Source organism: Lentzea sp. NPDC004782 (assembly GCF_040609115.1).
Taxonomy (GTDB): Bacteria; Actinomycetota; Actinomycetes; order Mycobacteriales; family Pseudonocardiaceae; genus Lentzea.
The window spans coordinates 42,271-66,890 of the sequence record NZ_JBEXJN010000028.1 but is presented as its reverse complement, the minus strand read 5'-3'; the positions used below and the strand labels follow the sequence as shown (position 1 = coordinate 66,890).

General features: G+C 68.6%; 21 protein-coding genes. 5 read left to right on the top strand and 16 right to left on the bottom strand.

The window, feature by feature from the left end:
• Window positions 1-118: 118 nt before the first annotated feature.
• Both glf and ABZV40_RS25620 read right to left on the bottom strand, forming a co-directional pair.
• Window positions 119-1,303: a UDP-galactopyranose mutase gene (glf, locus tag ABZV40_RS25625; protein ID WP_355446360.1), complete on the bottom strand. Its 1,185-nt coding sequence runs from the start codon at window positions 1,301-1,303 to the stop codon at window positions 119-121.
• Between the two features lie 152 nt (window positions 1,304-1,455).
• Window positions 1,456-2,361, bottom strand: coding sequence for an LLM class flavin-dependent oxidoreductase (locus tag ABZV40_RS25620; RefSeq protein ID WP_355446357.1), 906 nt, complete (start codon window positions 2,359-2,361; stop codon window positions 1,456-1,458).
• A gap of 68 nt (window positions 2,362-2,429) precedes the next feature.
• On the opposite strand from ABZV40_RS25620, the gene ABZV40_RS25615 reads away from it, so the two are divergent.
• Window positions 2,430-3,233 (top strand): HAD family hydrolase, encoded by an 804-nt coding sequence (locus tag ABZV40_RS25615; protein WP_355446354.1) that lies wholly within the window; start codon window positions 2,430-2,432, stop codon window positions 3,231-3,233.
• 117 nt (window positions 3,234-3,350) lie between these two features.
• On the opposite strand, the gene ABZV40_RS25610 is transcribed toward ABZV40_RS25615, so the two are convergent.
• Window positions 3,351-4,364, bottom strand: coding sequence for a lysylphosphatidylglycerol synthase domain-containing protein (locus ABZV40_RS25610; RefSeq protein WP_355446351.1), 1,014 nt, complete (start codon window positions 4,362-4,364; stop codon window positions 3,351-3,353).
• A gap of 225 nt (window positions 4,365-4,589) precedes the next feature.
• Here ABZV40_RS25610 and ABZV40_RS25605 point away from each other — a divergent pair, with 225 nt between their 5' ends.
• Window positions 4,590-5,687: a DegT/DnrJ/EryC1/StrS family aminotransferase gene (locus ABZV40_RS25605; protein ID WP_355446348.1), complete on the top strand. Its 1,098-nt coding sequence runs from the start codon at window positions 4,590-4,592 to the stop codon at window positions 5,685-5,687.
• The gene (locus ABZV40_RS25600) at window positions 5,684-6,655 is read left to right on the top strand and encodes a Gfo/Idh/MocA family oxidoreductase (RefSeq protein WP_355446345.1); all 972 of its coding nucleotides are present in this window, start codon (window positions 5,684-5,686) and stop codon (window positions 6,653-6,655) included. The genes ABZV40_RS25605 and ABZV40_RS25600 overlap by 4 nt, the downstream gene beginning before the upstream one ends.
• Window positions 6,656-6,846: 191 nt before the next feature.
• On the opposite strand, the gene ABZV40_RS25595 is transcribed toward ABZV40_RS25600, so the two are convergent.
• Both ABZV40_RS25595 and ABZV40_RS25590 read right to left on the bottom strand, forming a co-directional pair.
• Window positions 6,847-9,084 (bottom strand): alpha-N-acetylglucosaminidase, encoded by a 2,238-nt coding sequence (locus ABZV40_RS25595; RefSeq protein ID WP_355446342.1) that lies wholly within the window; start codon window positions 9,082-9,084, stop codon window positions 6,847-6,849.
• A gap of 166 nt (window positions 9,085-9,250) precedes the next feature.
• A complete protein-coding gene (locus tag ABZV40_RS25590) occupies window positions 9,251-11,359 on the bottom strand; it encodes a hypothetical protein (protein WP_355446339.1) in 2,109 nt (702 codons plus the stop codon).
• 273 nt (window positions 11,360-11,632) lie between these two features.
• Here ABZV40_RS25590 and ABZV40_RS25585 point away from each other — a divergent pair, with 273 nt between their 5' ends.
• Complete coding sequence (locus tag ABZV40_RS25585) at window positions 11,633-12,379, top strand: glycosyltransferase (protein ID WP_355446336.1); 747 nt, start codon at window positions 11,633-11,635, stop codon at window positions 12,377-12,379.
• 125 nt (window positions 12,380-12,504) lie between these two features.
• Window positions 12,505-13,671, top strand: a complete 1,167-nt coding sequence (gene lhgO, locus ABZV40_RS25580) for an L-2-hydroxyglutarate oxidase (protein WP_355446333.1) — start codon at window positions 12,505-12,507, stop codon at window positions 13,669-13,671.
• 114 nt (window positions 13,672-13,785) lie between these two features.
• Here lhgO and ABZV40_RS25575 read toward each other — a convergent pair whose 3' ends face one another.
• The 11 genes from ABZV40_RS25575 to ABZV40_RS25525 all read right to left on the bottom strand — a co-directional run bounded on the left by ABZV40_RS25575 (window position 13,786) and on the right by ABZV40_RS25525 (window position 24,547).
• Window positions 13,786-15,012, bottom strand: coding sequence for an acyl-CoA reductase (locus tag ABZV40_RS25575; protein WP_355446330.1), 1,227 nt, complete (start codon window positions 15,010-15,012; stop codon window positions 13,786-13,788).
• Window positions 15,009-16,064 carry an acyl-protein synthetase gene (locus ABZV40_RS25570; RefSeq protein WP_355446327.1) on the bottom strand — a complete coding sequence of 352 codons (1,056 nt, stop codon included), beginning with the start codon at window positions 16,062-16,064 and terminating at the stop codon, window positions 15,009-15,011. Before ABZV40_RS25570 ends, ABZV40_RS25575 begins: the two co-directional genes overlap by 4 nt.
• A complete protein-coding gene (locus ABZV40_RS25565; protein WP_355446324.1) occupies window positions 16,061-17,434 on the bottom strand; it encodes an AMP-binding protein in 1,374 nt (457 codons plus the stop codon). Before ABZV40_RS25565 ends, ABZV40_RS25570 begins: the two co-directional genes overlap by 4 nt.
• Complete coding sequence (locus ABZV40_RS25560) at window positions 17,431-18,165, bottom strand: SDR family NAD(P)-dependent oxidoreductase (protein WP_355446322.1); 735 nt, start codon at window positions 18,163-18,165, stop codon at window positions 17,431-17,433. Before ABZV40_RS25560 ends, ABZV40_RS25565 begins: the two co-directional genes overlap by 4 nt.
• Complete coding sequence (locus ABZV40_RS25555; protein ID WP_355446320.1) at window positions 18,158-18,397, bottom strand: acyl carrier protein; 240 nt, start codon at window positions 18,395-18,397, stop codon at window positions 18,158-18,160. The genes ABZV40_RS25560 and ABZV40_RS25555 overlap by 8 nt, the downstream gene beginning before the upstream one ends.
• A gap of 40 nt (window positions 18,398-18,437) precedes the next feature.
• A complete protein-coding gene (locus ABZV40_RS25550; protein WP_355446317.1) occupies window positions 18,438-19,136 on the bottom strand; it encodes a UDP-N-acetylglucosamine acyltransferase in 699 nt (232 codons plus the stop codon).
• Window positions 19,137-19,247: 111 nt separating this feature from the next.
• Window positions 19,248-20,615 (bottom strand): hypothetical protein, encoded by a 1,368-nt coding sequence (locus ABZV40_RS25545; RefSeq protein ID WP_355446314.1) that lies wholly within the window; start codon window positions 20,613-20,615, stop codon window positions 19,248-19,250.
• A gap of 254 nt (window positions 20,616-20,869) precedes the next feature.
• Window positions 20,870-22,123 (bottom strand): serine--tRNA ligase, encoded by a 1,254-nt coding sequence (gene serS, locus ABZV40_RS25540; protein ID WP_355446311.1) that lies wholly within the window; start codon window positions 22,121-22,123, stop codon window positions 20,870-20,872.
• A gap of 130 nt (window positions 22,124-22,253) precedes the next feature.
• Window positions 22,254-22,709, bottom strand: a complete 456-nt coding sequence (locus ABZV40_RS25535) for a DUF350 domain-containing protein (RefSeq protein ID WP_355446309.1) — start codon at window positions 22,707-22,709, stop codon at window positions 22,254-22,256.
• Between the two features lie 21 nt (window positions 22,710-22,730).
• Window positions 22,731-23,894, bottom strand: a complete 1,164-nt coding sequence (locus ABZV40_RS25530; RefSeq protein ID WP_355446306.1) for a glutathionylspermidine synthase family protein — start codon at window positions 23,892-23,894, stop codon at window positions 22,731-22,733.
• 5 nt (window positions 23,895-23,899) lie between these two features.
• Entirely contained in the window at window positions 23,900-24,547 is a 648-nt protein-coding gene (locus tag ABZV40_RS25525; protein WP_355446303.1) for a hypothetical protein, read from the bottom strand.
• Window positions 24,548-24,620: the final 73 nt, after the last annotated feature.

Below are 24,620 nucleotides of genomic sequence, written 5' to 3'. Positions count from 1 at the left end.
GATGCCACAGGTGGACGTCGTGGCTCGGCGCATCTCGCGCCATAGTACCCATTGTCAAATGACGATCGCCCGACCGCACTGGTTGCACGGCCGGGCGATGTTTCACATTTCGACCTGATCAGTCGAGGTCGCCGTTGATCGGCGTGCCGTCGGTCAGGTGCGGTGCGATCTTGTTGTCGAACGCGCTGAGCGCCGCGCCGATCGCCATGTGCATGTCGAGGTACTTGTACGTGCCGAGACGGCCGCCGAACAGGACGTTCTTCTCGGCCGCCTCCTTCTTGGCGAGCTCGCGGTACCGCTCCAGCTTGGCGCGGTCCTCCGGCGTGTTGATCGGGTAGTACGGCTCGTCGTCCTTCTCCGCGGCGCGGGAGAACTCGCGGACGATGACGGTCTTGTCCGTCGGGTACTCGCGCTCCGGGTGGAAGTGGCGGAACTCGTGGATGCGGGTGTACGGGACGTCCGCGTCGTTGTAGTTCATGACCGGGGTGCCCTGGAAGTCACCGGTCGGGAGCACTTCCTGCTCGAAGTCGAGCGTGCGCCAGCCCAGCCAGCCCTCGGAGTAGTCGAAGTAGCGGTCGACCGGACCGGTGTAGACGATCGGCGTGCCGGCCGGGATCTCGTCCTTGACGTCGAAGAAGTCCGTGTCGAGGCGGACCTCGATGTTCTCGTGCGCCGCCATCTTCTCGAGCCACGCGGTGTAGCCGTCGACCGGCAGACCCTCGTAGGTGTCGTTGAAGTAGCGGTTGTCGAAGGTGTAGCGGACCGGGAGGCGGCTGATGACCGCGGCCGGCAGCTCCTTCGGGTCGGTCTGCCACTGCTTCGCCGTGTAGTCGCGGATGAACGCCTCGTAGAGGGGGCGGCCGACCAGCGAGATCGCCTTCTCCTCGAGGTTCTTCGCGTCCTTGGTGTCGATCTCCGAGGCCTGCTCGGCGACCCACGCGCGGGCCTCGTCCGGCGACAGGTACTTGCCGACGAACTGGGTGATCAGGCCCAGACCCATCGGGAACTGGTACGCGACGCCCTTGTGCATCGCGAAGACGCGGTGCTGGTAGCCCGTGAACTCGGTGAACTGGTTGCAGTACTCCCAGACCCGCTTGTTCGAGGTGTGGAAGAGGTGCGCACCGTAGCGGTGCACCTCGATTCCTGTCTCGGGCTCAGCCTCCGAGTAGGCGTTGCCGCCGATGTGGGCACGACGCTCGAGCACCAGCACCCGCTTGTTCAGCTGGGACGCGGCGCGCTCGGCGACCGTGAGACCGAAAAATCCGGATCCGACGACGATCAGGTCATAGCCAGCGAAGCTCACGAATGGGGAGGGTACCTGTGCCGTACGACACGGCCCCAACGCCCCCTCTTCGAATCGTACTGCCCTTGATCAGGTAAAACGCGCACGACATGCCGCTGGGAGCCCATTCGGCAGGTGGCGGTGGCCTCGCCGGGTCACGCGAGTCCGGCCCGTCAGCCCCTGACCTCGGAGTCGGCGAGGCCGGGGAAGACGTCGCCCGCCACCTGCTCCAGCACGGTCTCGTGCCCGAAGTAGACGCCCTCGCTGCGCGGCCAGTGCACGATCAGGTCCGTGAACCCCAGCTCACGTGCGCGGCCAGCGGCGTCCCGGAACGCCTCGACGCTCGACAGCGAGTAGACCGGCGCCGAGTCGAGGTTGAGGTAGCGGTCGACGGTGCCCTTCGCGCGGTTGATCGAGGCCAGTTCCTCGTTGAACCGCTTCGTCACGTCGGCGACCCCGCGCCACCAGTCCTCGTAGCTCGGGTTCTCCAGCTTCGGCGACCCCGTGGTGATCCAGCCGGTGCCGTAGCGGGCAGCGACGTTCATGGCCCTCGGGCCGTCGGCGGCCACCACGAACGGCACCCGCGGCCGCTGCACGCAGCCGGGGTACCCGCGGGCCTCGTCCGCGGCGAAGTGCTCGCCCTTCCAGGTCGTCTTGTCCCTGGTCAGCAGCAGGTCGAGCAGTTCGACGAACTCGCTGAACCGCTGCGTGCGCTGCCCGGCGGTGAGCTCCTGCCCGCCGATCGCGGTCGTGTCGTACGAGCCGGTGCCGCCCGAGCCGAGACCCAGGTTGAGGCGGCCGTCGGACAGGTCGTCGAGCGTGAGCACCTCGCGGGCGAACGGCACCGGGTGCCGGAAGACGGGTGACGCGACAAGCGTGCCGAGCCGGATTCTGGACGTGACCGCCGCCGCGGCCGCGAGCGTGGGAACCGCGGAGAACCAAGGACCGTCGACGAGCGTGCGCCAACCGAGGTGGTCGTACGTCCAAGCGTGGGAGAAACCGTACTCCTCGGCCGCTCGCCACTTGGGTTCCGCCACCCACCACCGGTATTCGGGCAGGATCACCACACCAACTCGCACCACCTGACACTAGCGACGTGTTCCGCAACACGACGAATCCGCCACCCCGCGTCAGCGAGGATGGATTCGTGGAGAAACCAGCGCTGGTGGCATCGGATGTGGACGGCACGATTCTCGGCACGAACGAGCAGGTGAGCGAGTACACGACACGCGTCGTGGGCAGGGTCCTCGCGGAGGGAACGCCGTTCGTGCTGGTCAGCGGCCGCCCACCGCGGTGGATCCCGCGCGTCGCGAACGCCGTGGGAGCCACGGGGTACGCGGTCTGCGCGAACGGCGCGGTGCTCTACGACGTCGGCGAGGACCGGGTGATCTGGCAGCGCGGGATCAGCCCCGTGCGGCTGCACGATCTGTACGAGGCCCTCAACACGGCAATCCCCGGTTGTGCGGTGGCCGTGGAACGGGTGGGTGCGCGCGCGGACGACATCAAGTCGTTCGTGGCGGAGGAGTCGTACCGGCACGCGTGGCCGGACGGGCACGATGTCGCCCCGCGGGCGGAGGTGCTGGGTCACACGGCGGTGAAACTGCTGGTCAGACACCAAGGCATGACCAGCGCCGAGATGGCGGCCGCCACGACGGCCGTGCTCGGCGACGAGTTCGCCATCACCTACTCGACCAACGCCGGGCTGATCGAGGTGTCCGAACGAGACGTCACCAAGGCCACTGGACTGGCCGACGTGGCCGAGCGGCTCGGGGTCGCCGCCGAGAACGTGATCGCGTTCGGGGACATGCCGAACGACATCCCGATGGTGCGGTGGGTCGGCCACGGCGTCGCCATGGCCAACGCCCACCGGGAACTGCTGGAGGTGGCCGACGAGGTCACCGGCACCAACGACCAGGACGGTGTCGCCCAGGTGCTGGAGCGCTGGTTCTAGCGGGGCCCTGGGCAGTTACGTGGATGAAGGGCTCCTTCATCCACACCACGTGGAGGAAGGAACCCTTCATCCACCTCACCGGGCGGCGAGTTGCGAACACGACTTCTGGCTACCTGCTCAGTCCTCGGCGGGGACCGGAACCGGAACGCCACGGCGCTTCTGCACGTACGCCAGCAGCGCCGCCAGACCGGCGGCGGCCAGGTCGGCGATGGTGAACATCAGGCGCGAGACCAGCGCCAGCGCGATGGCCTGACCCGACGGCAGCACGGTCGCGATCGTGGCGGTGATGACGAGCTCACGAGCGCCGAGACCGGACGGCAGGAAGAAGGCCATCAGGCCCGCGGTCATCGAGAGGGCCATCGCGCCGGCGGACAGGACGAGCGTGTCCCAGCGCGGCGAGCCGAGCGAGTCGACCAACAGCCACAGGTGCACGCCGTAGCAGAAGTAGATCGCGACGGCCGTGCCGAGCGCCTTGAGGATCTCGACCCCGGTGAAGCGGCGCTCGATCGGCGCCTTGCGCAGCACCTTCAGGACCAGGTTGACCGACCACGTCAGCAGGCGCGGGTGCAGGAACGGCAGGCCGACGAGCAGCAGCAGGAACAGCCACAGCAACTGGTTCGCCTCGGGGCGGCCGTTCAGCATGACGGGCAGCGCGGCGAGGCCGGCGATCAGCGACGCGAGGACGCCCATGCCGGTCGCGACCAGGCCCGCGGTGAAGCTCCGCGCGCGGTTGACGCCCGCCTCGCGAGCCAGCTCCATGGAGAGCAGGACGGCCCAGACGGCGCCGGGGATGTACTTGCCCAGCTGACCGACCAGGTAGAACTTCGACGCGTCCATGAAGCGGACCGGAGCGCCCAGGTCGGACAGCACGATCTTCCACACCAGGGGGCCGAGGAAGACGCCGGCGAAGACCGCGAGCATCGACCACACGAGCGACTGCCACGGCAGTCCGACCAGAGTCGGGTAGACCTCGTCCCACTGGGAGTAGACCGAGTAGGTGGCGGCGGCCAGCACCGCGACGATGAGCACTCGCTTCGCCCAGGCGATGACGACCGCCTTGCGCGTCTTGGCCGGAGCCGGAGGGGCAACCTGCTGGGCGTCGGTGTCAACCACGTCGGACTCGACGGTCATCGGTTCTCCGCTTCCTGCTTCGCTTCCCAGCAGCGGGCCGGGCACGGCGGGCTGGGAGTCCATGAAAGTCGTTGCTCCTGCGCTGCGGATCCACAACGGACCCTGAAAAAGATCACTCCATCAGGCAGGTAGCCTGTGGTCCGCGCCTGGTCTACACCTGGCAGTAACACCGGGGTAACTGTACCGGACGCATCCAACCGTCTCCGGAAGTGGAAAGTCTGCTGCATGATTCCGATTACCGTCGTCGATGTCCAGGACGCCGAGCCGCTCGTGCTGGAAGTGCTCCGCTCCGGTGTCATCGCACAGGGCCCGATGGTCAAGCGGTTCGAGGACGCTTTCGCCTCCGTTGCCGGTGTGCCGCACGCGGTCGCCGTCAACAACGGCACGACCGCGCTGGTCGCGTCCATCCAGGCGCTCGACCTGCAGCCGGGTGATGAGGTCATCACCACGCCGTTCACCTTCGTGGCCACGCTGAACGCGATCCTCGAGGCAGGCGCCACCGCGCGCTTCGCGGACATCAGCGCCGTCGACTTCAACATCGATCCGGAGAAGGTCGGCGCGCAGGTCACCGCGCGCACCAAGGTCCTCATGCCGGTCCACCTGTACGGCCAGATGGCCGACATGGGCCGCCTCGTCCCGCTGGCGCAGCAGCACGGCCTGACGATCGTCGAGGACTCGGCGCAGGCCGTCGGCGCGACGTACGAGGGCAAGCCGGCCGGCTCGTTCGGCATCGGCTGCTTCTCGCTCTACGCGACGAAGAACATCACCACCGCCGAGGGCGGCGTCATCACGACGTCGGACGACGCGCTGGCGGACAAGCTGCGCGTCATGCGCAACCAGGGCATGCGCGCCCGCTACCAGTACGAGATGGCGGGCCACAACTACCGCCTCACGGACCTGCACGCGGCGCTGGGCATCCCGCAGCTGGAGAAGCTGCAGCAGCTCACCGACGCCCGCCGGCGCAACGCCGAGGCGCTCTCGAAGGGCCTCGACGGCGTCACCGGCCTCACCGTGCCGGCCGTCATGCCGGGCCGCGAGCACGTGTGGCACCAGTACACGATCCTGGTCGGCGACGACGCCCCGGTGACCCGCGACGAGCTCGCGGCGAAGCTCACCGAGAAGGGCATCGGCAACGGCATCTACTACCCGAAGCTCGTCTTCGACTACGACTGCTACCGGGACAACCCGCAGGTCATCGCGTCGGACGTGCCGGTCGCGAAGAAGGTCGCCGAGCAGGCGCTGTCGCTGCCGGTGCACCCGAAGCTGACCGACGCCGACCTCGAGACCATCGTCTCTTCCGTCCGGGAGGTGTTCGGCGCGTGAGCGCTCGTCCCAAGGTCGCCCTCGTCGGCGCGGGCACGATGGGCTCGCTGCACGCCCGCGTGCTGTCGCAGTCCGACCGCGTCGACTTCTCCTACGTCGTCGAGCACAACGCCGAGACCGGCAAGGCCATCTCGGACCGCTTCGGCGCCGAGTACACGGACTCGCTGGAGCCGTTGAAGTACGTCGACGCCGTCGTCATCGCGGCCGCCACCGAGGCGCACTACACCATCGCCAAGCAGGTGCTGGAGCTCGGCAAGCCGCTGCTCATCGAGAAGCCGCTCGCCGCCACCTACGCGCAGTCCGAGGAGCTCGTCGCCGAGTCGGAGAAGCGCGGCCTGCCGCTCGTCTGCGGCTTCCTCGAGCGCTTCAACCCGGCGATCCTCACCGCGAAGCAGTTCGTGGGCGAGGTCGTGCAGATCAACGCGATGCGGCACTCGCCGTTCGTGCCGCGGATCAAGACCGGTGTCGCGGGTGACCTGCTCATCCACGACGTCGACCTCGCGATCCGCTTCGTCGGCACCGCTCCGGCCGCCGTGAAGGGCTCGTTCGGCTTCTTCCACGAGCAGTCGAAGGAGAACCGCGCCGAGGACTCGGCGGACGCGACCATGTCGTTCGACAGCGGTGCGCTCGCGACGATCTCCGCGTCCCGGATCAGCCAGCGCAAGGTGCGGCAGATCTCGGTGCTGGAGATCGACCGGCTGATCGAGATCGACCTGCTGCGCCGCGACATCACGATCTACAAGCACGTCGCGGACTCGCCGGCGGCGGACGGCGTCGGCTACCAGTCGCAGACCGTCATCGAGCTGCCGACGATCCTGCAGAGCGCCGAGCCGCTGGCCGCGCAGCTGAACCACTTCCTGAACCTGCTCGAGCTGGGCGCCGGTTCGGACGAGGTGATCGCTGAGCGCAACGCGATCCTGCCGGCGCACAAGGTCGTGCACGAGGCCACGGAGTCGGCTCTCGCCTGATCCCGTCGCAACCGAAGGGGCCACCGGACCAGCGTTCGGTGGCCCCTTCGCACACTCGCCCGTTCAGGGTTCCAGCAGGCTCACGCAGCGGCGCGTACAGCTCCGCCCCCGCCTCGTACGGGTAGGTGGTGCGATGGCCACCCGCCGTTGCCGGGCAGCCCCCACGCCATCGAGACGAATGCCCCGGCAGGTCAGAGACCGAGCTCGTCGGCGATGCGTGCCGCCACGTCGTAGCTCGACCCGACGGGTGCCGAGGGGTACTCGGTCGTCTGCGACGTCCACTCCCGTCCGGCCGCGCACCAGTCGATGGTGGGCGGCTTTCCCGCCTCCACGGTGGCGGCGAGCTCGGTGAAGTAGCGCTCCCACCGGGGCTTGTAGTAACCGCTGATCATGCCGTTCCACTCGCGGTTGGCGTACTCGCGCAGCACACCGCACGCCTGTTCCGACCAGATGGTGATGATGCCGCGCGCGTCGCGTTCCAGCACGGCCTTCTCGGCGTCGGTGCTCCCCCACGCCCGCGCCGAGCGCAGCCACGAGCCGAGCAACCAGTCGCGCTGGGTGCCGAGCAGCTCCTCGCTGCGCGTCATGTACGTCAGGAACTCGTCGGTCGAACGGTCCAGCGCCGGGACGTCCTTGCCCTCGTACGCCCGAGCGATCTCGACGAGCTTGGCGCGTCCTCGATCGGCGAGCACCTGCCGCGTCACGTCGACCAGGTCGTACTTGTAGGTCTCCAGCTGCCGCACCGACGGGGGCGCTGCCAGCAGCTGCCGCAGAGCGGGCTCGAACTCCTCGGCCGGGTAACGGGGTTCCTTGGGCCCCCAGTTCGACGCCGACGTCATCTTCAACGACGGCGGCGCGACGAACGGGCTTTCGTGAGGGCCCTCACCGCTCTCGTGGTTGGTGGCGCGGAACGAGTACGCGGTCTTCAGCAGCGTCTTCCACGCGTCACGGAGGTTGGGGTCGTCGACGCCGTAGCGGCGCTTCGCGTAGTCGGTGATCCACGAGTCCAGGTCGACGGGGTTCTCGCGCCACACCATCTCGCCGAACAGGTCCTGCACCACCGGGTTGAGGTGCGTGCCCTCCATGACCATCGCGGTGCCGACCAGGTTGCCCCGCGTGCCGGTGCCCATCTTGCGGATCTCCGGCAACGTCCGGCCCGGCTCGTACAGGTTGCCGAACATGCCGAGCCTGCCGCCGAAGTTCTGGATCGTCCCCCACGCCCACGGCGCACCCCAGAACTTGTCCTTGCGCTTCCACAACGGGCCGTCGTCGGCGTCCAGGTCGAGCACCAGCACCCGCTTGCGGTCGATCGCGTCGATCAGCTCACGCATCGGGTTGTCCTGCCACGCCTGGAGCACCCAGATGGCGCCGGGGTGCGCGGCCGTCAGCGCGTCCTGCACCGCGCGGCCCGCGTCGCCGAGGTCGACGCCGCTCAGCTCGCCGCCCTCGTGAATCAGATCGTTCGAGTAGTGCGTGGTGTCGCCGAACCGCTCGCGCTGCACCTCGTAGAACCGGGCGGCGACCTTGCTGTAGAGGTCGCCGGTCGGGTCGAGCCAGTACGGCCGGGGCTGACCGGAGTAGCCGCCCTGCGGGATCACGTGCGCGTCCGGGTTGCGCTGCGCGAACACCTTGTCCGGCACGTGACCGATGAACGCGGGGAAAACCGGCGTGATGCCGAGGCTGCGCATGCGATCCGCGATCAGTCTGCCCAGTTCGGCGCGTCGTTCGATCAGCTCCTTGCTCACCGGGCCCGCGTGCACGCCGCCGCTGGGGTCGTAGCCGGTCGTCGAGCCGTACCACTGCCACGGCTGCAACGACGGCTGCGCGATCCACGCCCGCACCTCGGACTCGGACAATCCGAACGACTGGAACGTGTCGTACCAGACGGCCTCCTGACCGACGAGCACGAGCGCGCGGTTCACCCCGCTCGCCGCCAGGTAGTCGATCTCGCGCTCCCACTCGGTCCACGTCCAGTACGGCATGGTGTAGCCGAAGACCGTGAAGTTGTAGGCGTACCGGTCGGTGAGCTTGGTGTGCTTGCTGATGGGCTTCGCGGGCGCGGGCACCGCGTCCGGCAACGCGATCCGGTCGCCGTTGGTCGACAGGTGCCCGCCCGCCACGTACTTCAGCCACCACCCGAACGCGGACACGAGCGCGACGTCGCTCGACCCGGACAGCACCACGTGCCCGTCCGTGCCGCCGATGCCGAACGAGTCCGCGAGTCCAGGTCGTGCGGGGACGCGTTGGAGTTCGAACTGCGCCGCGCGTTCTCCGTCGCCGCCGAGCAGGCGGGTGATCGCGGCCCGGGCCGCCGGCGAGTCGGTCGAGGAGTAGTCGTCGAGCTTGCGTGACGACGTGAGCACGTCTGCCACGACGAGGCCCACCAGCAGCACGACGATCACGATCACGACCACGGTTCTGCGCTGCACGCCCTACCCCGATCTTCGGCCTCAGCTGATCGTACGCACGGCGCTCAGCTCACGGGCCAAGCCAGGCGACCCCTTCAACCGCACCTGGTCCTACCCCGGCAAGTGACCCGGCGAAAACGCCGAGGGCCGATCAGACGACCGGCCCTCGGCGTTTTCTTTCCGTCGATCACTCCGAAGCGGACATCCGAGAGCGTCGCCGAGAGGCGAACGCCAGGTACAGGGCGTGCAGCAACCCGAGCACCAACGACCCGATCAGCAACTTCCACCCGAACCCGAGGCCGGGTGGCGAGAAGCTGAGCTCCACGGTGGACTCACCGGACGAGGCGGGCAGGTCGAGCTGGATCAAGCCGGCAGGCCCCTGCTCGACCTCGACCTCCTTGCCGTCCACAGTGGCCGTCCACCCGGGCCACGCGAGCGCGGCGAACAGCACCTTGCCGGACCCGCGGTAGGTGACCCGCTCCCCCTCGAAGCCGGTGGAAGCCGCGGAGGACACGTGCACGCCGGGCGACGTGTAGGACAACCGGGAGCCCGCGTACGGCAGGGGCGCGTCACGCTTCAGCACCGTCACCACGGAGTTGCGCTCCTGCACCGACCACCCGGCGGGAACGCGCTCGGGCCCGTTCTCCTTGACGTACCCGTTGGCGACCACGACGGTCTGGAGCCGGACGGCGTCGGCCAGCGGCACGTCGAACGACCCGGCGTGCTTCCACAGCGCGTTGTAGGCCGCCGGGCAGGTGCCGCCGAAGTAGTTCATGCAGAACGTCTCGGAGAACGCGGAGTACCCGAGCCCGGTGTAGGAGTTGAGCGCCTCGACTCCCGCGATCTCCCACTGCGAGCCGAACAGCGCGTACTTCCACGAGGTCTCGGGCGACATGCCACCGGAGTTCTTCTCCAGCACACCGAGGTCTGCCACCAGCAGCGTGTTGCCGTGGTACCGCTCGTCGAAGTTCTTCTTCATCTCCGCCACGTTGTGCGGGAAGTTCCACGGGTTGATGTTGAGGTTGCCCCGGTAGTGCGCGACCTGGAGCCCCAGCGTGGCTGCGGTGCCCAGCACGAGCGTCAGCGCGACCAGCTTGGGCCGGGAACGGGCAACGTAGAGCAGAGCGGCCAGCAGCACCAGCACCACGACCGCGGCGAGCGCGTGCCAGCGCCACGCGGTGGGGGTCGAGGCCACGGACAGGTAGGCACCGAGGGCGACGAGGACCCCGGACAGCACCATCCGGACGCGCCACGCCGACGTCTGGAAGCCCTTGGTCAGGAGCACCGCGACGACCACCGACAGCGGCAGGTAGACGTACTCGAGCAGACGTGCGGGCCAGCGGAACAGCCAGAGGTTCGACGGGCCGATGAGCAGCAGCACGTAGATGGCCGCGAACACGTAGAGGCCGAGGTAGTCGCGCCAGCGGTCGCGCAGCACCGACCAGGCCAGCCACGGCACCAGCGGCACCACGAACCACGCCAGGTAGGTGATCGGGAAGCTGATCAGGCTACCGGTCCAGGTGTTGAACTGCGCCTGGTACGTGGGGGCGCTCATGCCGATCAGGTCGGCGAGGTTGGGCACCAGGAAGCCGTCGTTGCGGATCGAGTTGTCGGTGCGCCAGGTGACGGCGGCACTGCCGAGCAGCGGGAAGAACACGACCAGCGACGAGGCGCCGACCAGACCGCCGCTGACGACCAGGTGGCCGAGCTTGCGCCAGTTCTTGCGAACGACGAGCTCGAGGGCGACGCCGAGCAGGATGAAGACGATGCCGAGCGCGCCGTAGGGGTTGCCGACGGTCATCGCCAGGTAGCCGAAGACGAGCAGCCAGATCGGGTTCGACTTGCCGGTCGCGAACCGGCGGGCCGCCCACCAGACCCACGGCAGCCAGGCGAACGCCATCAGGCCGGCCACCCACGCGGAGGCGTCGAAGAAGAGCGTGTAGCCGGAGAACGGCAGGGCGGTCGCGACGGCGGCGGCGGCACCGCGGTTGGCGCCGTACTCCCTGGCCAGGACGTAGACGCCGACGGCGAGCAGCACGAGGAACTCGACCTTGACGAAGGTCGCGGCGACGGCGACGTCCGGCAGCAGCGAGACGATCACGTAGTTGCCCAGCGACACCGGGTTCCACAGGCCGAGCATGGCCTCGCTGGCGTAGTTGCCGCCCATCCAGCTCTCGGGCATCAGCGTGGGCCAGTTGCCCTGGCGCAGCAGCTCACCGATGCGGAACCAGTGCGGGAGGAACGCCGCGGCCGAGTCGTCCCAGTAGTAGAAGATCCGGTTGCGAATCAGAGGCAATTGGGCAACGACTGCGACAAATGCGATAATTCCGGCGACCGTGAAAATTCCTGCCCAGCGGCCCCGCGACCCCGCCCGCACACCCTCTCCCGGATCCGCCGACCCAGATCGATCAGCGGCTCTGGGTTCCGTGAGAGTCACAATCAAGATCCTTTCAGGTGCGGCACCGCCGAGGGGCATGCCCGAGCCAATGGGCATTCCGGGGTCACGTTAAAGTTGCTCGCCGTTACGGTCGTGTAAGACCGCCCGGACACAGTCTGCCAGGGAGAAACTGTGGGAACACCAGAGCCCACCGATCAGCTCGTGCTCAGCTACGTCATCCCCGCGTACAACAGCTCGGACGCGATCGAGGCCACGCTCAAGGAGCTGGGTGACCGGCTTCAGGGGACCCACTCCGAGATCCTCGTGGTGGAGAACGGGTCGACCGACGGCTCGCCGGAACTGCTCGCGAGGCTCGAGCGCGACTGGCAGTTCGACGGTGTCGAGCTGCGCGTGTTGCACTCGGAGAAGGGCCTCGGCCACGCCCTGAAGAAGGGCATCGGCTCCTCGCGGGGCTCGTCGGTCGTGCTGAGCGCCGACGACCTGCCGTTCGGGTTCGACGACCTGGACGAGGCACAGAAGATCGGCCTGAACAAGTACAAGGTCATCATCGGCTCGAAGGCCCACCCGAAGTCGGACATGGACCGCACGCTGCTGCGCGCGGTGCTGAGCACCGGCTTCCTGGTCCTGCGCTGGCTGATCCTCGGCATGAAGACCCGCGACCCGCAGGGCACCTTCGTGCTCGACGGCACGTGGGCGCGCGGCGTGGTCGGCAAGCTCACGGCACCCGGCTTCCTGCTCACGACCGAGCTGGTCTACCTCGCCGAGCTCGAGGGCAACCACCCCGTCGAGGTGCCGGTGAAGCTGCGCCGCATCCACACCGGCGCGGGCAGCACCATCCGCGTGTTCCACGACGCGTACACGATGGGCATCGGCCTGTTCAAGATCCGCAAGCTCCACCGCAAGACGCACGGTCGCTGACGCGCCGCGCGACCCAGCAGCACCACGACGCGCACGTGCCGGCTCAACGGCACGTGCGCGTTGTCGTTCGCACCCCACCGACCTGGCTATTCTCAGACGACCGCACGAGAACAGGAGCGTGACGAGTGCGTCAGGTGATCGTCATCGGGGGCGGGATCGTAGGGCTCTCTGTAGCCCGTGAGCTGGCGCTGCGCGGCAACGCGATCATCGTCCTGGAGAAGGAAGCCGGCTGGGCGGAGCACCAGACCGGCCACAACAGCGGTGTCCTGCACGCGGGCCTGTACTACAAGCCGGGATCGCTGAAGGCCAGGATGTCGGTGGCGGGCAACGCGTCCATGGCCAGGTACGCCGAGGACAACGGCATCCCGGTCGACATCTGCGGCAAGCTCGTCGTCGCCACCAGCTCCGCGGAGATCCCCCGTCTGAACGCGCTCGCCGCACGCGCCGAGGCGAACGGCGTACCGGCCAAGCTGATCACCGCGGCCGAGGCGCGCGACCACGAGCCCGAGGTCTCGTGCGTCGCCGCGCTCCGAGTCGAGAGCACGGGCATCGTCGACTTCCCCGCCGTCTGCGCGTCGCTCGTCCGCGACCTCGACGGCCACGACCTGCGCCTGAAGTCACCCGCCCTGGCCATCCGCACCCGCGGCGAACGGGTCGAGGTCGCGACACCGCAGGGCGTGGTCAGCGGTGACGTCCTGGTCAACTGCGCGGGCCTGCACAGCGACAGGGTCGCCCGGCTGGCCGGACTCCGGCCGCCCGCGACGATCGTCCCGTTCCGCGGCGAGTACTACGAGCTGCGGCCGGAACGCAGGGACCTGGTGCGCGGCCTGATCTACCCGGTCCCCGACCCGGCCTTGCCGTTCCTCGGCGTCCACCTGACCCGCATGATCGACGGCAGCGTGCACGCGGGCCCGAACGCGGTGCTGGCGCTGCGCCGCGAGGGCTACCGGTGGCGCGACGTCTCCCTGAGCGACGTGGCCGACGTCGTCCGCTTCCCCGGCACGTGGAAGCTGGCCCGCAGGTTCGGCAGGACAGGCGTCGACGAGATGTTGAGGTCGTTGTCCCGCAAGCGTTTCGCGGCCAGCCTCGCCCGGCTGGTGCCCGCCATCGGCGAGGACGACCTGGTGCGCGCCGAGGCCGGTGTGCGGGCGCAGGCGATGCTGCCGGACGGCTCGCTGGTCGACGACTTCCTCATCGAGTCCGCGCCGCGCCAGGTGCACGTCCTGAACGCCCCCTCGCCCGCCGCCACGGGTGCGCTGGAGATCGCGAAGCACGTGGCCGACCTGACCTAGAAGACCTGGCAACCCAAGCCAGGCGACCCCTTCAACCGCACCTGGTCCTACCTCGGCAAGTGACCGCGACGAAAAGCGGCCGGCACTTGGGTGCCGGCCGCTTTTCGTCGTGTCTCACGCCTGCACGGTCACCAGGCGGGTGAACTCCGCCGGAAGGTCGAAGCCGTCCCAGCGGTCGGAGAACGTCAGCGCGTTGCCGAACGGCACGATGCGGTCGATGCCGCGGCCGGCCAGCTCGTGCGCCAGCCCCTCAAGCTCCTCCTGCGAGAAGCCGAACACCGACAGCGTCTGGTCCTTGCGCTGCACCATGGGCACGAGCGCGGACAGGGTCGGCAACGTGGCGAACGGGAAGGTGCCCGCGCCCAGCCACTCGCGAGGCACGTCCGCCGCCTCCGTCAGCTCCAGGGTCGCCACGGCGTTGCCGTCGAACGAGATCGACTTGGCGTGGCCGTCGGCGGCGACACCGTAGGCGGACACCCGCTTCTGCACGGCCATCGCGGGCTCGACGACGTGGTGCTTGGCCTCCAGCACCGCACTCAGCTCGGCGCGGAACTCGCCCCGCGCCCGCTGGGCCGCGGCCTCGTCGCCCACCCAGAACAGCGCGCGCGGGGATGAACAGGCGGCCTGGTCGAACCAGTAGGAGTCGTTGTAGAAACCGACGGCGACTTCCCGCTTCTGCTCCGGCGTGGCCTTGTGCCAGCCGTCGACGGAGATCAGCGCGAACGAGGCGCGGTCGGGGAACGTGACGTCGCGGGCGTGCGGCGCCAACGGCAGCTTGCGCACCTCGTTGACGGCACGGTCGCCGCCCCAGATGACGCGCAGGTCGCACGCGGCGGACAGCGCGGCGGTCACCTTGTCGTCGCGGTCGTAGGTGACCATGACCTGGGTCTCGGCGACGACCGGGTGCGCGTCCTTCAGCGCGTCGTTCAGCGCCTCGACGACAGCCTCCGCGGCACCGGCGGAACGCGGCGAGATGCGCACGACGTTGCTGTTTCCGGCGAGCGCCGACAGCGCCCACGAGTACACGAAGATCGTGTCCACGTTGGCGGGCGGGATGTGGAAGACGAGCCCGCGCCCGAAGCGCAGCACGCCCGGCGGGGTCTCCAGCTGCTTCAGCACCTTGTTGATCTCGCCGCGGCGCAGGAAGAAGCCGAGGGACGCGAGCTCCGGGTAGCGGCGGGCCATCTGCGGCGCGAGCAGCTTGCGCGCGAACTTCACCAGGAAGTCGACGATCCGCTCGTCACCGACCTTCAGCCGGCCACCGGTGGGCTCACCGGAGATGCTCGCGAGGAGTTCGTCGACCGAGGAGACGTCAGCTCCGGCGGGGAAACGGCGCTTCATGACGCAACAGCTCCAGAGAAGGTGTCCGAACAGCCGCGGGCCTCGGCGCGCGGCAGCCTGCCGAGCACGGAGAACCGCTTGCCCGGCCAGTCGCCGTCGTCGATGCCGTGCACCACACCGAGGTCCTCGGTCAGCAGCACGTGACCCGGGTAGCTGCGCGGCAACGTCGAGACGACCTCGATGACGCCGGGCTCACCGACGGGCTGCTCTTCCCAGGTGTCGGGGTTGCGGATGATGACGTCCGCGAAGTCCGGGCAGTACAGCGAGTTCCCGGACTTGCCCTCCAGGAAGACCGTGCCGATCTGCTCGATCATCCCGTAGTAGTTGTAGATCTGGGTCAGTCCGGTGTTCTCGGCGAAGCGCCGGCGGAACTCGGAGTTGTCGACCGCGATGTCGATGAGCTTCTTCCAGCCACCGGAGTGGATCAGGATGCCGTTCGACAGGTCCAGCTTGTGCTCACGCGCGACCTCGTAGAGGTACTGCCACACCATGAACGTGAAGCCGAAGATGAGGAACGGCTCGGAGCCGTGCTTGGCCAGGAACTCCTTGACGGCCTCGACGTCCGGCCGGTCGTTCTCGTCCAGCGCGTACACGTGGCTGCGACCGAACGTCGCCATGCCCAGCACGCCCGCGCCGCGAGCAGAGAACGAGCGGCGGTTCTTGATGATGCCGATGGTGTCCACCATCAGCATCGGCAGCCGCTTGCCGCCGAGCACCTCCTGCAGCGTCGCGCCGAGCTGGCGGGTCTGCACCGCGGCGGCTTCCTTGTCGAGGTAGATCCGCGACGCGCCACCGCCGGTCGTGCCCGACGACGTGAGGACCTTGAAGACCTCGGAGTCCGGAATGGACTTCAGCTCATGCGTCTTGAACATGCGCACGGGCAGCCACGGCAGGTCGTTCAGCGTGGCGAACTGCTCGCCGGACTTGATCCCGAGCGACGACAGGATGCGGTCGTACTGCTCGGAGTTCGCGCGGTGGTGCTCGGTCAGCTCGGTCAGCTCCGCCAACAGCGCGGTCTCGCGCTCGGCCTGACTGCGTCCGAAGACGCTCATACCTGTGCCTCCAAGGACCGATAGTCGATCTTGCCGCTGGGCAGCTGGGGAAAACCCTCCGCCGGACGCACGTCGAAGCCCGTGACGTGCAGGTGCAGCGTCTCGGACAACGTCTTCGCAGCCTGCTTGCAGGTGTCCTTGTCGGCACTGTCGAGGAAGACGACCACCTTGTCGCCGGCGGGCACGGCGGCGGCTGCGCCGAAGCCCTTCACGATCTGCTCCAGGTCGTCCAGGTTGACCCGGTTGCCGAACACCTTGCCGATCCGCTTCAACCGGCCGGTGATGTAGAGGAACCCGTCCTCGTCGAGGTAACCCAGGTCACCTGTGACGAGCACGCCGCCCGTCTCGTCGCCGGCGGCGAGCTCGGCTTCGGACTCGGCGTAGCCCATCATCACGTTCGGACCGCGGTACACCACCTCACCGGCAACACCGGGCTCCGCGATTTCGTTCCCGTCCTCGTCGCGGATCGAGAACGTGCCGCCGGGCAGCGCGGGACCGGCCGAACCCAGCTTCTCGGCGAGCCGGTCGGACGGCACGGTGGCCATCCGCGGCGCCGCCTCGGTCTGGCCGTACATGACGAACATCCGCCCGCCGACGGCCCGCATCTTGTCGTTGAACTCGCTGACCAGCTCGGTGCGGAGCTTGCCGCCCGCCTGCGTCAGCGTGCGCAGCGACGGGTACTTGGCCGGGTCGAACCGCAGCCTGCGCAGCATCTCGTAGTGGTACGGAACACCTGCGAGCGACGTGACGCCGTACTTCGTCACGGCGTCCCAGAACGGCCGCGCGACGACGCCGGAGCCCTCCAGCAGCACGGTCGCGCCTTTGCGCAGGTGGCTGTTCAGCACGGACATGCCGTAGCTGTAGTGCAGCGGCAGGCTGGTCGGCGCGATCTCGTTCTCGTCGATCCCGAGCACCTCGGCGATCGCGTCGGCGTTCGCGAGGATCGCCGAACGGGACAGCCGCACGAACTTCGGGTTGCCGGTGGAACCGCTGGTCGGCAGCATCACGGCCAGGTCGGGGTGCGGGTCGACGCCGTCCGCGTCCTCACGCACCCAGTCCCGCGAGTAACCGGGAGCGGGCTCGTCGTCGATGCCCAGCACGGCCGCGGGCCGGAACCGGGCCACGAGCCCGTCCAGCACCTCGCGGTCCTGCGCCGGGTCGAGCAGCGCGACCGCGCGGCCCGCCTCGAACGCACCCAGGTACCGCAGCACGCTCGTCAGGTCCAGGCCGACCCGGAGGAACAACACCCCGGACGGCAGATCGGCGAGTTCCTTCGCCACCTCGGACACGCGACCGGCGAGCTCGGCGCCGCCGAGCAGCTCACCGGTCGCGGCGTCACGCAGGCGAGCCTGAGCGTGCAGCAGCGTCACAGCACCAAACCTCCGTCGATCCCGAGCACCTGACCGGTGACGAACGAGGCGTCGTCACCGACGAGGAACCGGATCACCTTGGCGACTTCTTCTGCGGTGCCGAGCCGGCCGAGGGCGGTGTCGCCCTTCACCCGCTCCAGCACCTCGTCGGACTGCTCCGAGATCAGGTCGGTCTGGATCACGCCGGGCGCGACCGCGTTGACCCTGATCCCGTGGCGGCCCAGTTCCTTCGCCGCGGACTTCGCCGTCGCGACCAGTGCGGCCTTGGACGCCGCGTACACCGTCTGACCGGCGTTTCCGCGTTCACCGACGATCGAGCCGAGCAGCACGATCGAGCCGCTGCGCTTGCGCATCATGGCGCGGGCCGCGGCCTGCAAGGTGTTGATCGTGCCCGCGACGTTGGTGTTCAGCGTCCTGCTCACGTGGTCCTCGGTGAGCATGCCGATGAGGCCGCCCTCGAGGATGCCCGCGCTGGCCACGAGCACGTCGATGCGCCCGTGCTCCTTGGCGATCGTCTTGAAGACGTCCTTGACGGCGGCCGAGTCGGTGACGTCGAGCGCCACGCCGTGGACGCGTTCGCCCAGCTCAGCGGCACGTTTCTCGGTGGCTTCGCGGTCGCGGCCGGTGATGACGACGGTCGCACCGGCTTCGGCGAGCGCCGCGGCGGTGGCGAAGCCGATGCCGCGCGTGCCGCCGGTGACGACCGCCACCTTGCCGGAGAAGTCACTCACCGACGCCGAAGCCCTTCAGCATGTCGACGGCGACCTTGAAGCTGCTCATGTCGATGACCTGCTCGGTCTCGAACTGCACGTCGAACTCGTCCTCGATGGCGGCGACGAGCGCCATGTGGCCGACCGAGTCCCACTCCTCGATGTCGCGGTACTTCAGGTTCTCGACGTCGACGGAGTCGTCGAGCTGGAGGGCGTCCACGAAGACACCACGAAGACGGTCGTTCAGGGACATGCTTCTCTCGTTCTCTCGGACGGTGCTCGGGACTTGGGGGTCAGTGCTCGGTCGAACGCTCGGTCCACGCCTTGAGCAGCGCGGCGAGCTCCTCCGGCAGGCCTGCGGGAACCTCGGGCTCCTTGCCGGTCAGGAAACCGGTGAGAGCGGCGATCGCGTCCTCGTCACAGCCGCGGCGCGACAGGCCGATGACGTTGACACCGGTCGTGCGGGCGGGGTTGCCCAGGGTGATGGTGAACGCGCCGACCTCCTTGCGGATGGCCGATCCGAGCCCGATCATCGCGCCCGGCCCGATCTGCACGCCCTGGTGCACGACGGTGCCGAGGCCGATGTTGGAGCCGCTCCACACGTGGCAGTGACCGGCGATCTGCACGGCGCTCGTGATCACGACGCTGTTGTCGATGACGCAGTCGTGCGCGACGTGGGCGCGGCCCATCAGGTAGTTGTCGCTGCCGATCCTGGTCGCGTCCTTGGCGCCCTGGTTGATCGTGACGAACTCGCGGATGCGGTTGCGGTCGCCGATCACGACACCGGGGCCGTCGTTCTCGCCGTCCCAGCCGGCCAGGTGCGGCGCGCTGAGGTACTCGGCCGGGCCGCCGATGCTGACGTGCGGTCCGATGAAGTTGCCGTCACCGATCCGGCACGGCCCTGCGATCACCGTGTACGGTCCGATCACGTTGTCGTCACCGAGCTCGACGTCCGCGCCGATGATCGCGGTCTCGTGAATGCGGTTCGCCACCTGATCTGCCCTGCCCGTGAGTTGATGGTGTAACCCGCGTCACCACGGCGCTTCCACCGGGACGGGGCCGGTAGGTCACTCTACTTCACGGGCGGGACAGGGCCTGACCGGCTAGGAGTTGAGCAGGCCCAGGCAGGCGTCCATGACGATCCGCTCGGTCGTGCCGGCCTCGGGCGTGTCGCTGTCGGAGAACTTCAACGGGCTGGGCCACGCGTAGGAGATGGTCGAGCACCCCAAACCGGCGATGGTGTCATCGCCCTCGTTCCACCCGGCCTCGTAGCCGCCGTGCAGGCTCCCGCCCGCACGCTGCGTCGCGTTGTCCGGGATGTAGCCCTCGCATTCGTTGGCATAGCCCACGACCCACAGGTTTCCGGGGAACGCGTTGTGCAATTTCACGTGGTACGCGGACAACGGCTCGTGCGAGAGCGCGAGGATGGTCAGTCCTCCGAATCGCCAGCGCTGGATCGGTGCCGGCACGGACGTCGGCAGCTCACCGTTGTCGATCAGCTGCATCATCACGGTGGCGTGCCGCGAGTTCGGATCCAGCGGGCCCAGCTCGTTTCGACGGGCCTCGTACTTCGCGCGCACCACGCCCTGCACGTCGGGGTCGGCGAGGTCCACCTGGAACGGCAGGTCGACCTCGATCAGCGCTGTCGACACGGGTCCCGTGACATCGCCGAACTCGCCTTCCTCGAGGACGTCGACGACCGCCTGGCCGAGAACGGCCCCCAGCTGTTCGGTCATGGACGGGGAGTGCGGGTCGAGCGCCTCCTGGTCGCCGCACGCGCCCTGCAGGAACAGCGCCGGCACGCCCAGCTCCTGTTCGACGAACTCCGACGCGACAGCCGGGAAGTCGCCGTCGAACACCTCGTCGTCGCCGCGCGAGACCGGATGGCACGCGGCTCCGAACACCACCGCGAACAGGTCGCCGTCCACGGTGTCGACGCGCAGCACCGGCACGGTGTCCAGCACGGTGTCGAACCCCACCCGGTTGTAGCCGATGGTGGCGGCCCCTTCGGCGTAGGACAGCGCGACTCCGACCCGGTCGAGGGCGAGCGTGTCGCGGACCAGCTGGATCAACGCGTCGGTGATGAGCGAGGTCGTGCCGTTGACGGCGGCGATGTCGGCATCTGTGAGGTTCATCAGCACGAACGGGTTCGGCCGGGTGTCGCCGTACAGAGGGCCCGAGTGCGTGTGGCTCGCGGCCAGCATGAGGTCCGCAGCCGCGACCAGCCCTTCGTCGACGAGGGTTTCCCTGATCAGCTGGTGGACGTCCCTCGGGATGCTGATGAGGTCCGCACGCACCAGCACTTTGGGTGCGCCGTCGTCCCAGATGACGAGGCACTGCGCTCGCAACCTGCGCGCGATCGCACCGTGGTCGCCGCGCGGGCCCCAGCCGTATCCGCCCATCCACAGGCTCGGGTACGGCGGGAACACCGGCGTGATGTCAGCCTCTCCCACCGCTGCTTCGAATGCCACCGTTGCCTCCCTGCGACGTACTCCGATTTCCCCCTGATGCGGATGTCGTTTGAAAAGAGGTGAGCATCGCGGCCCGAGTACAGCTCTTGGCCAATCCGTTATCGGAGCACTTCGAGTCGGCGCGGGGCCGCGATCGCGGTGGAGCCGGTGAACAACGCGACGGCCGCAGCCGAAAACACCGCGTCGATGACGGTCAAGTCATCTCCGAGTCGGCTGCAGCCGCCGCCGCAGGTCTTGCCGGAGGTCGTCCCCCGCTACCTCGGTTCGAGCACCTCCAGGCCGCCCATCCACGGGCGCAGCGCCTGCGGCACCACCACGGAGCCGTCGGCCTGCTGGTGGTTCTCCAGGATCGCCACGATCCACCGCGTCGTCGCCAGCGTGCCGTTGAGCGTCGCGGCGATCTGCGACTTGCCGTTCTCGTCCCGGTAGCGCACGTTCAACCGCCGCGCCTGGAACGTGGTGCAGTTCGACGTCGAGGTCAGCTCGCGGTACTTCCGCTGCGTCGGCACCCACGCCTCGCAGTCGAACTTGCGGTGCGCCGACATGCCGAGGTCACCGGTCGCCGTGTCGATGACGCGGTAGGGCACCTCGACCTTGGCGAGCATCTCCTCCTCCCACGCGAGGAGCCGGGCGTGCTCGGCCTCGGCGTCCTCCGGCTTCACGTAGGAGAACATCTCGACCTTGTTGAACTGGTGCACGCGGATGATGCCGCGGGTGTCCTTGCCGTACGACCCGGCCTCGCGCCGGTAGCACGACGACCAGCCCGCGTACCGGCGTTCTCCGTCGAGGATCTCGTCCGCGTGGTAGCCCGCGAGCGGCACCTCCGACGTGCCGACCAGGTACAGGTCGTCGCCCGGCAGGTGGTAGATCTCGCTGGAGTGCGCACCGAGGAACCCGGTGCCCGCCATGATCTCCGGTCGCACCAGCGTGGGCGTGATCATGAGCTGGAAGCCGTTGGCCGTGGCCTGCTGCGCCGCCATGTTGAGCAGCGCGAGCTCCAGTTGCGCACCGACGCCCTTGAGGAAGTAGAACCGCGAGCCGCTGACCTTGGCACCGCGCTCCATGTCGATCGCGCCGAGCTTGGTGCCCAGGTCCAGGTGGTCCTGCGGCTCGAAGTCGAACTCGCGCGGCTCGCCGACGGTCTTGACGACCACGAAGTCGTCCTCGCCGCCGATCGGCGCGTCCGGGTGCACCAGGTTCGGGATCTTGGCGAGCAGCTCGTCGACCTCGGCGGCGGTGGCGTTCTGCTCGGCCTCGGCGGCCTTCACCTCGGCGGCCAGGTCCTTGGCCTTCGCCAGCAGCGCGGTGCGCTCGTCGCCCTTGGCCTTGCCGACCTCCTTGCCGAGCACCTTCTGCTCGGCGCGCAGGGTGTCCGCGCGGGAGATGGCGGTCCGCCGGCGCTCGTCCGCGGACAGCAGGGAGTCGACGACACCCTCGTCCTCGCCGCGGGCACGCTGCGAAGCGCGCACGATCTCCGGGTTCTCGCGCAACACCTTGAGGTCAATCACCCTGAAAAGGGTAGTCCCCGCCCGCTGCACCTCTCATCCGGATATCCGGAACGCGGGGGCCCCGCGTTACCCAGTGGGAACGCGGGGCCCCCGCGTTACTTTCAGGATGCGGAAAAGCGTTGCGGACGAACTAGCTGATGGCGACGGCGACCACGAGACCCAGCGCGACGTGCGCCGTCGCGACGACGACCGAGGCGGGCGCGAACCGGTCCGACTCGATGATGGAGCCGATGTCCAGCCGCGTCACGAACTCGAGCAGGCGCACCGCGGCGACCTGCACGATGATGCCGACCAGGCCGTAGATCAGCGCGGACAGCAGGCCCTCGTCGAGCTTGCCGACCGAGCTGGTGATCGCGACGACCACGATGAAGGCCATCGACAGCAGACCGGAGGCGGTCACGATGACGGCGTTCGGGCAACCGTTGCGGACGAGGGCCGACAGCTTGCCCGGCGTCGTCCAGTCGATCGCGTAGAAGCCGAACACCATGAGGACGAGACCCACGACGGCGTACAGCGCGATCGCGCCGATGTTCCGGCCGAGGGTCGCGCCGAAACCGGGATCCAACGCCAGCAGCGTGGTCGTCATGTGCTGTTCCCTTTCGGAGACTTACTCAACAATTCGATGCGGCACGAACGCCGCGCCATCGTCGGTCACGAGACCGACCGTTTCCCGGATGCCGAGGCCTGCCGACGTGTCGCCGACGACCCAGGCGCCCAACGCGGGGCGGTAGCCGTCGAACTCCGGAAGCGGGTCGAACAGCTGGTACACGAAACCTTCTTTGCCGTACACACCACCGGTCTGCGTCTCGTAGCCGGGGGCGACGATCTGGATGTTCGACCCCTCGCGGCCGAGCAGCGGCTTGCGCACGTACTCGGTGAGCATGCCGGGGTTGTTCAGGTAGGCCGGGAGCAGGTTCGGGTGGCCGGGGTACATCTCCCACAGGATCGCGAGCAGCGCCTTGTTGGAGAGCAGCATCTTCCACAGCGGCTCGATCCACAGGGTGCCGGGCAGCGACTCGACGGCGTGGCGGCCGAACTGCTCCTCGACCACCCACTCCCACGGGTAGAGCTTGAACACCGTGTTCATCGGGGCCTCCTCGAGGTCGACGAACCGGTTGAGCAGGCTGTCCCAGCCGATGTCCTCCATCGCGATGCCCACGGTGTTCAGGCCGGCCTCGGCGGCCGTCTCCTGCAGGCACGCGGCGGTGAGGTGGTCCTCGCCGGACGGGTCGGCGCTCGACCAGCTGAAGTGCAGCTCACCGGACGGCAGCTTGGCACCGATCTCGGTCCAGCGCTCGACCAGGCGCTCGTGCAGCGAGTTCCACTGGTCGTCGTCCGGGAAGGCGTCGGTCTTCCAGTACCACTGGATGTACGCGGCCTCCAGCAGCGACGTGGGCGTGTCCGCGTTGTACTCGAGCAGCTTCGCCGGTCCGGAACCGTCGTAGCGCAGGTCGAAGCGGCCGTAGACGTGCGGGTCGCGGCGCCGCCACGACTCGGCGATGTGCGGCCACACCCACTCGGGGATGCCGAAGTCCCGGTAGCGCTCGGTGAGCACGACGTTGTCGACCGCGTCGAGACACATGGAGTGGAGGAGCTCGACGTCGGCTTCGAGCGAGAGGATCTCGCTCATCTCGAACACGTAGTGCACGGACTCGTCCCAGTAGGGCCGGTCGGTGCCGTTCGCGTACTTGGCGGGCAGGCCGAAGACCAGGCCCTGGTCCGAGACCGTGCGCTGCCAGTTCGGTCGCGGTTGGGAGGTTTCACGACGCAACTGGGTCAGCCTCCGCTGCTGGACGAGCCGCTGCTGATGCCGAAGCCGCCGCGCTGGATCGACGTGCCGGACTTCGTGCTGACGTTGGCACCCTTGGGAATCGTGTAGCTGCCGCCGGTGACCTTCTGCCCGACCACACCGGAGCCGCCGTAGTTGTAGCGGTACGAGCTGCCGCCGATGTAGATGAAGCCGCCGCTGCTGTACCCGCCGTGGCTGCGGTAGTAGGTGTCGGAGCAGTAGTCGTCGTCGACGATCACGTTGTTCTGGTCGGTGCACTGCGCCGTGACGTTCGACGGGCTGGCGGCCGCGTACCAGATCGCGACCAGCGCCACGATGCCCACGGTGACACCGCCACCGATGAGCAGGCGCTTGCGCGTCTTGCGCTTCTTCTCGAACGCGGCGGACTCGGCGGCGAACCGCTCCTCCTGCGCCTTCACCGCGGCGGCACGGGCGCGCTGCTCGGCCACCGACGGCGGGCGCGGCTGCGTCACACCGGCCTGCTGCTGCCGGATGCTGCCCTTGACGGGCGGGCCCGGCTGCGGGGCCGGCTGCGGCGCCGGCTGGTACGGCGGCGGCTGTGCACCGGGCGGCTCCGGCGGTTGCCCTGACTGGGGCGTCGGCTGGCCAGGTTCTGGCAGGTTGTTGTCAGTCATCACCACTCCCGCGGGCAAGGTACCGAGCGAAGCAGCTGAAACACGGTCGATCGAGTGACGAGTGTCCTAATAG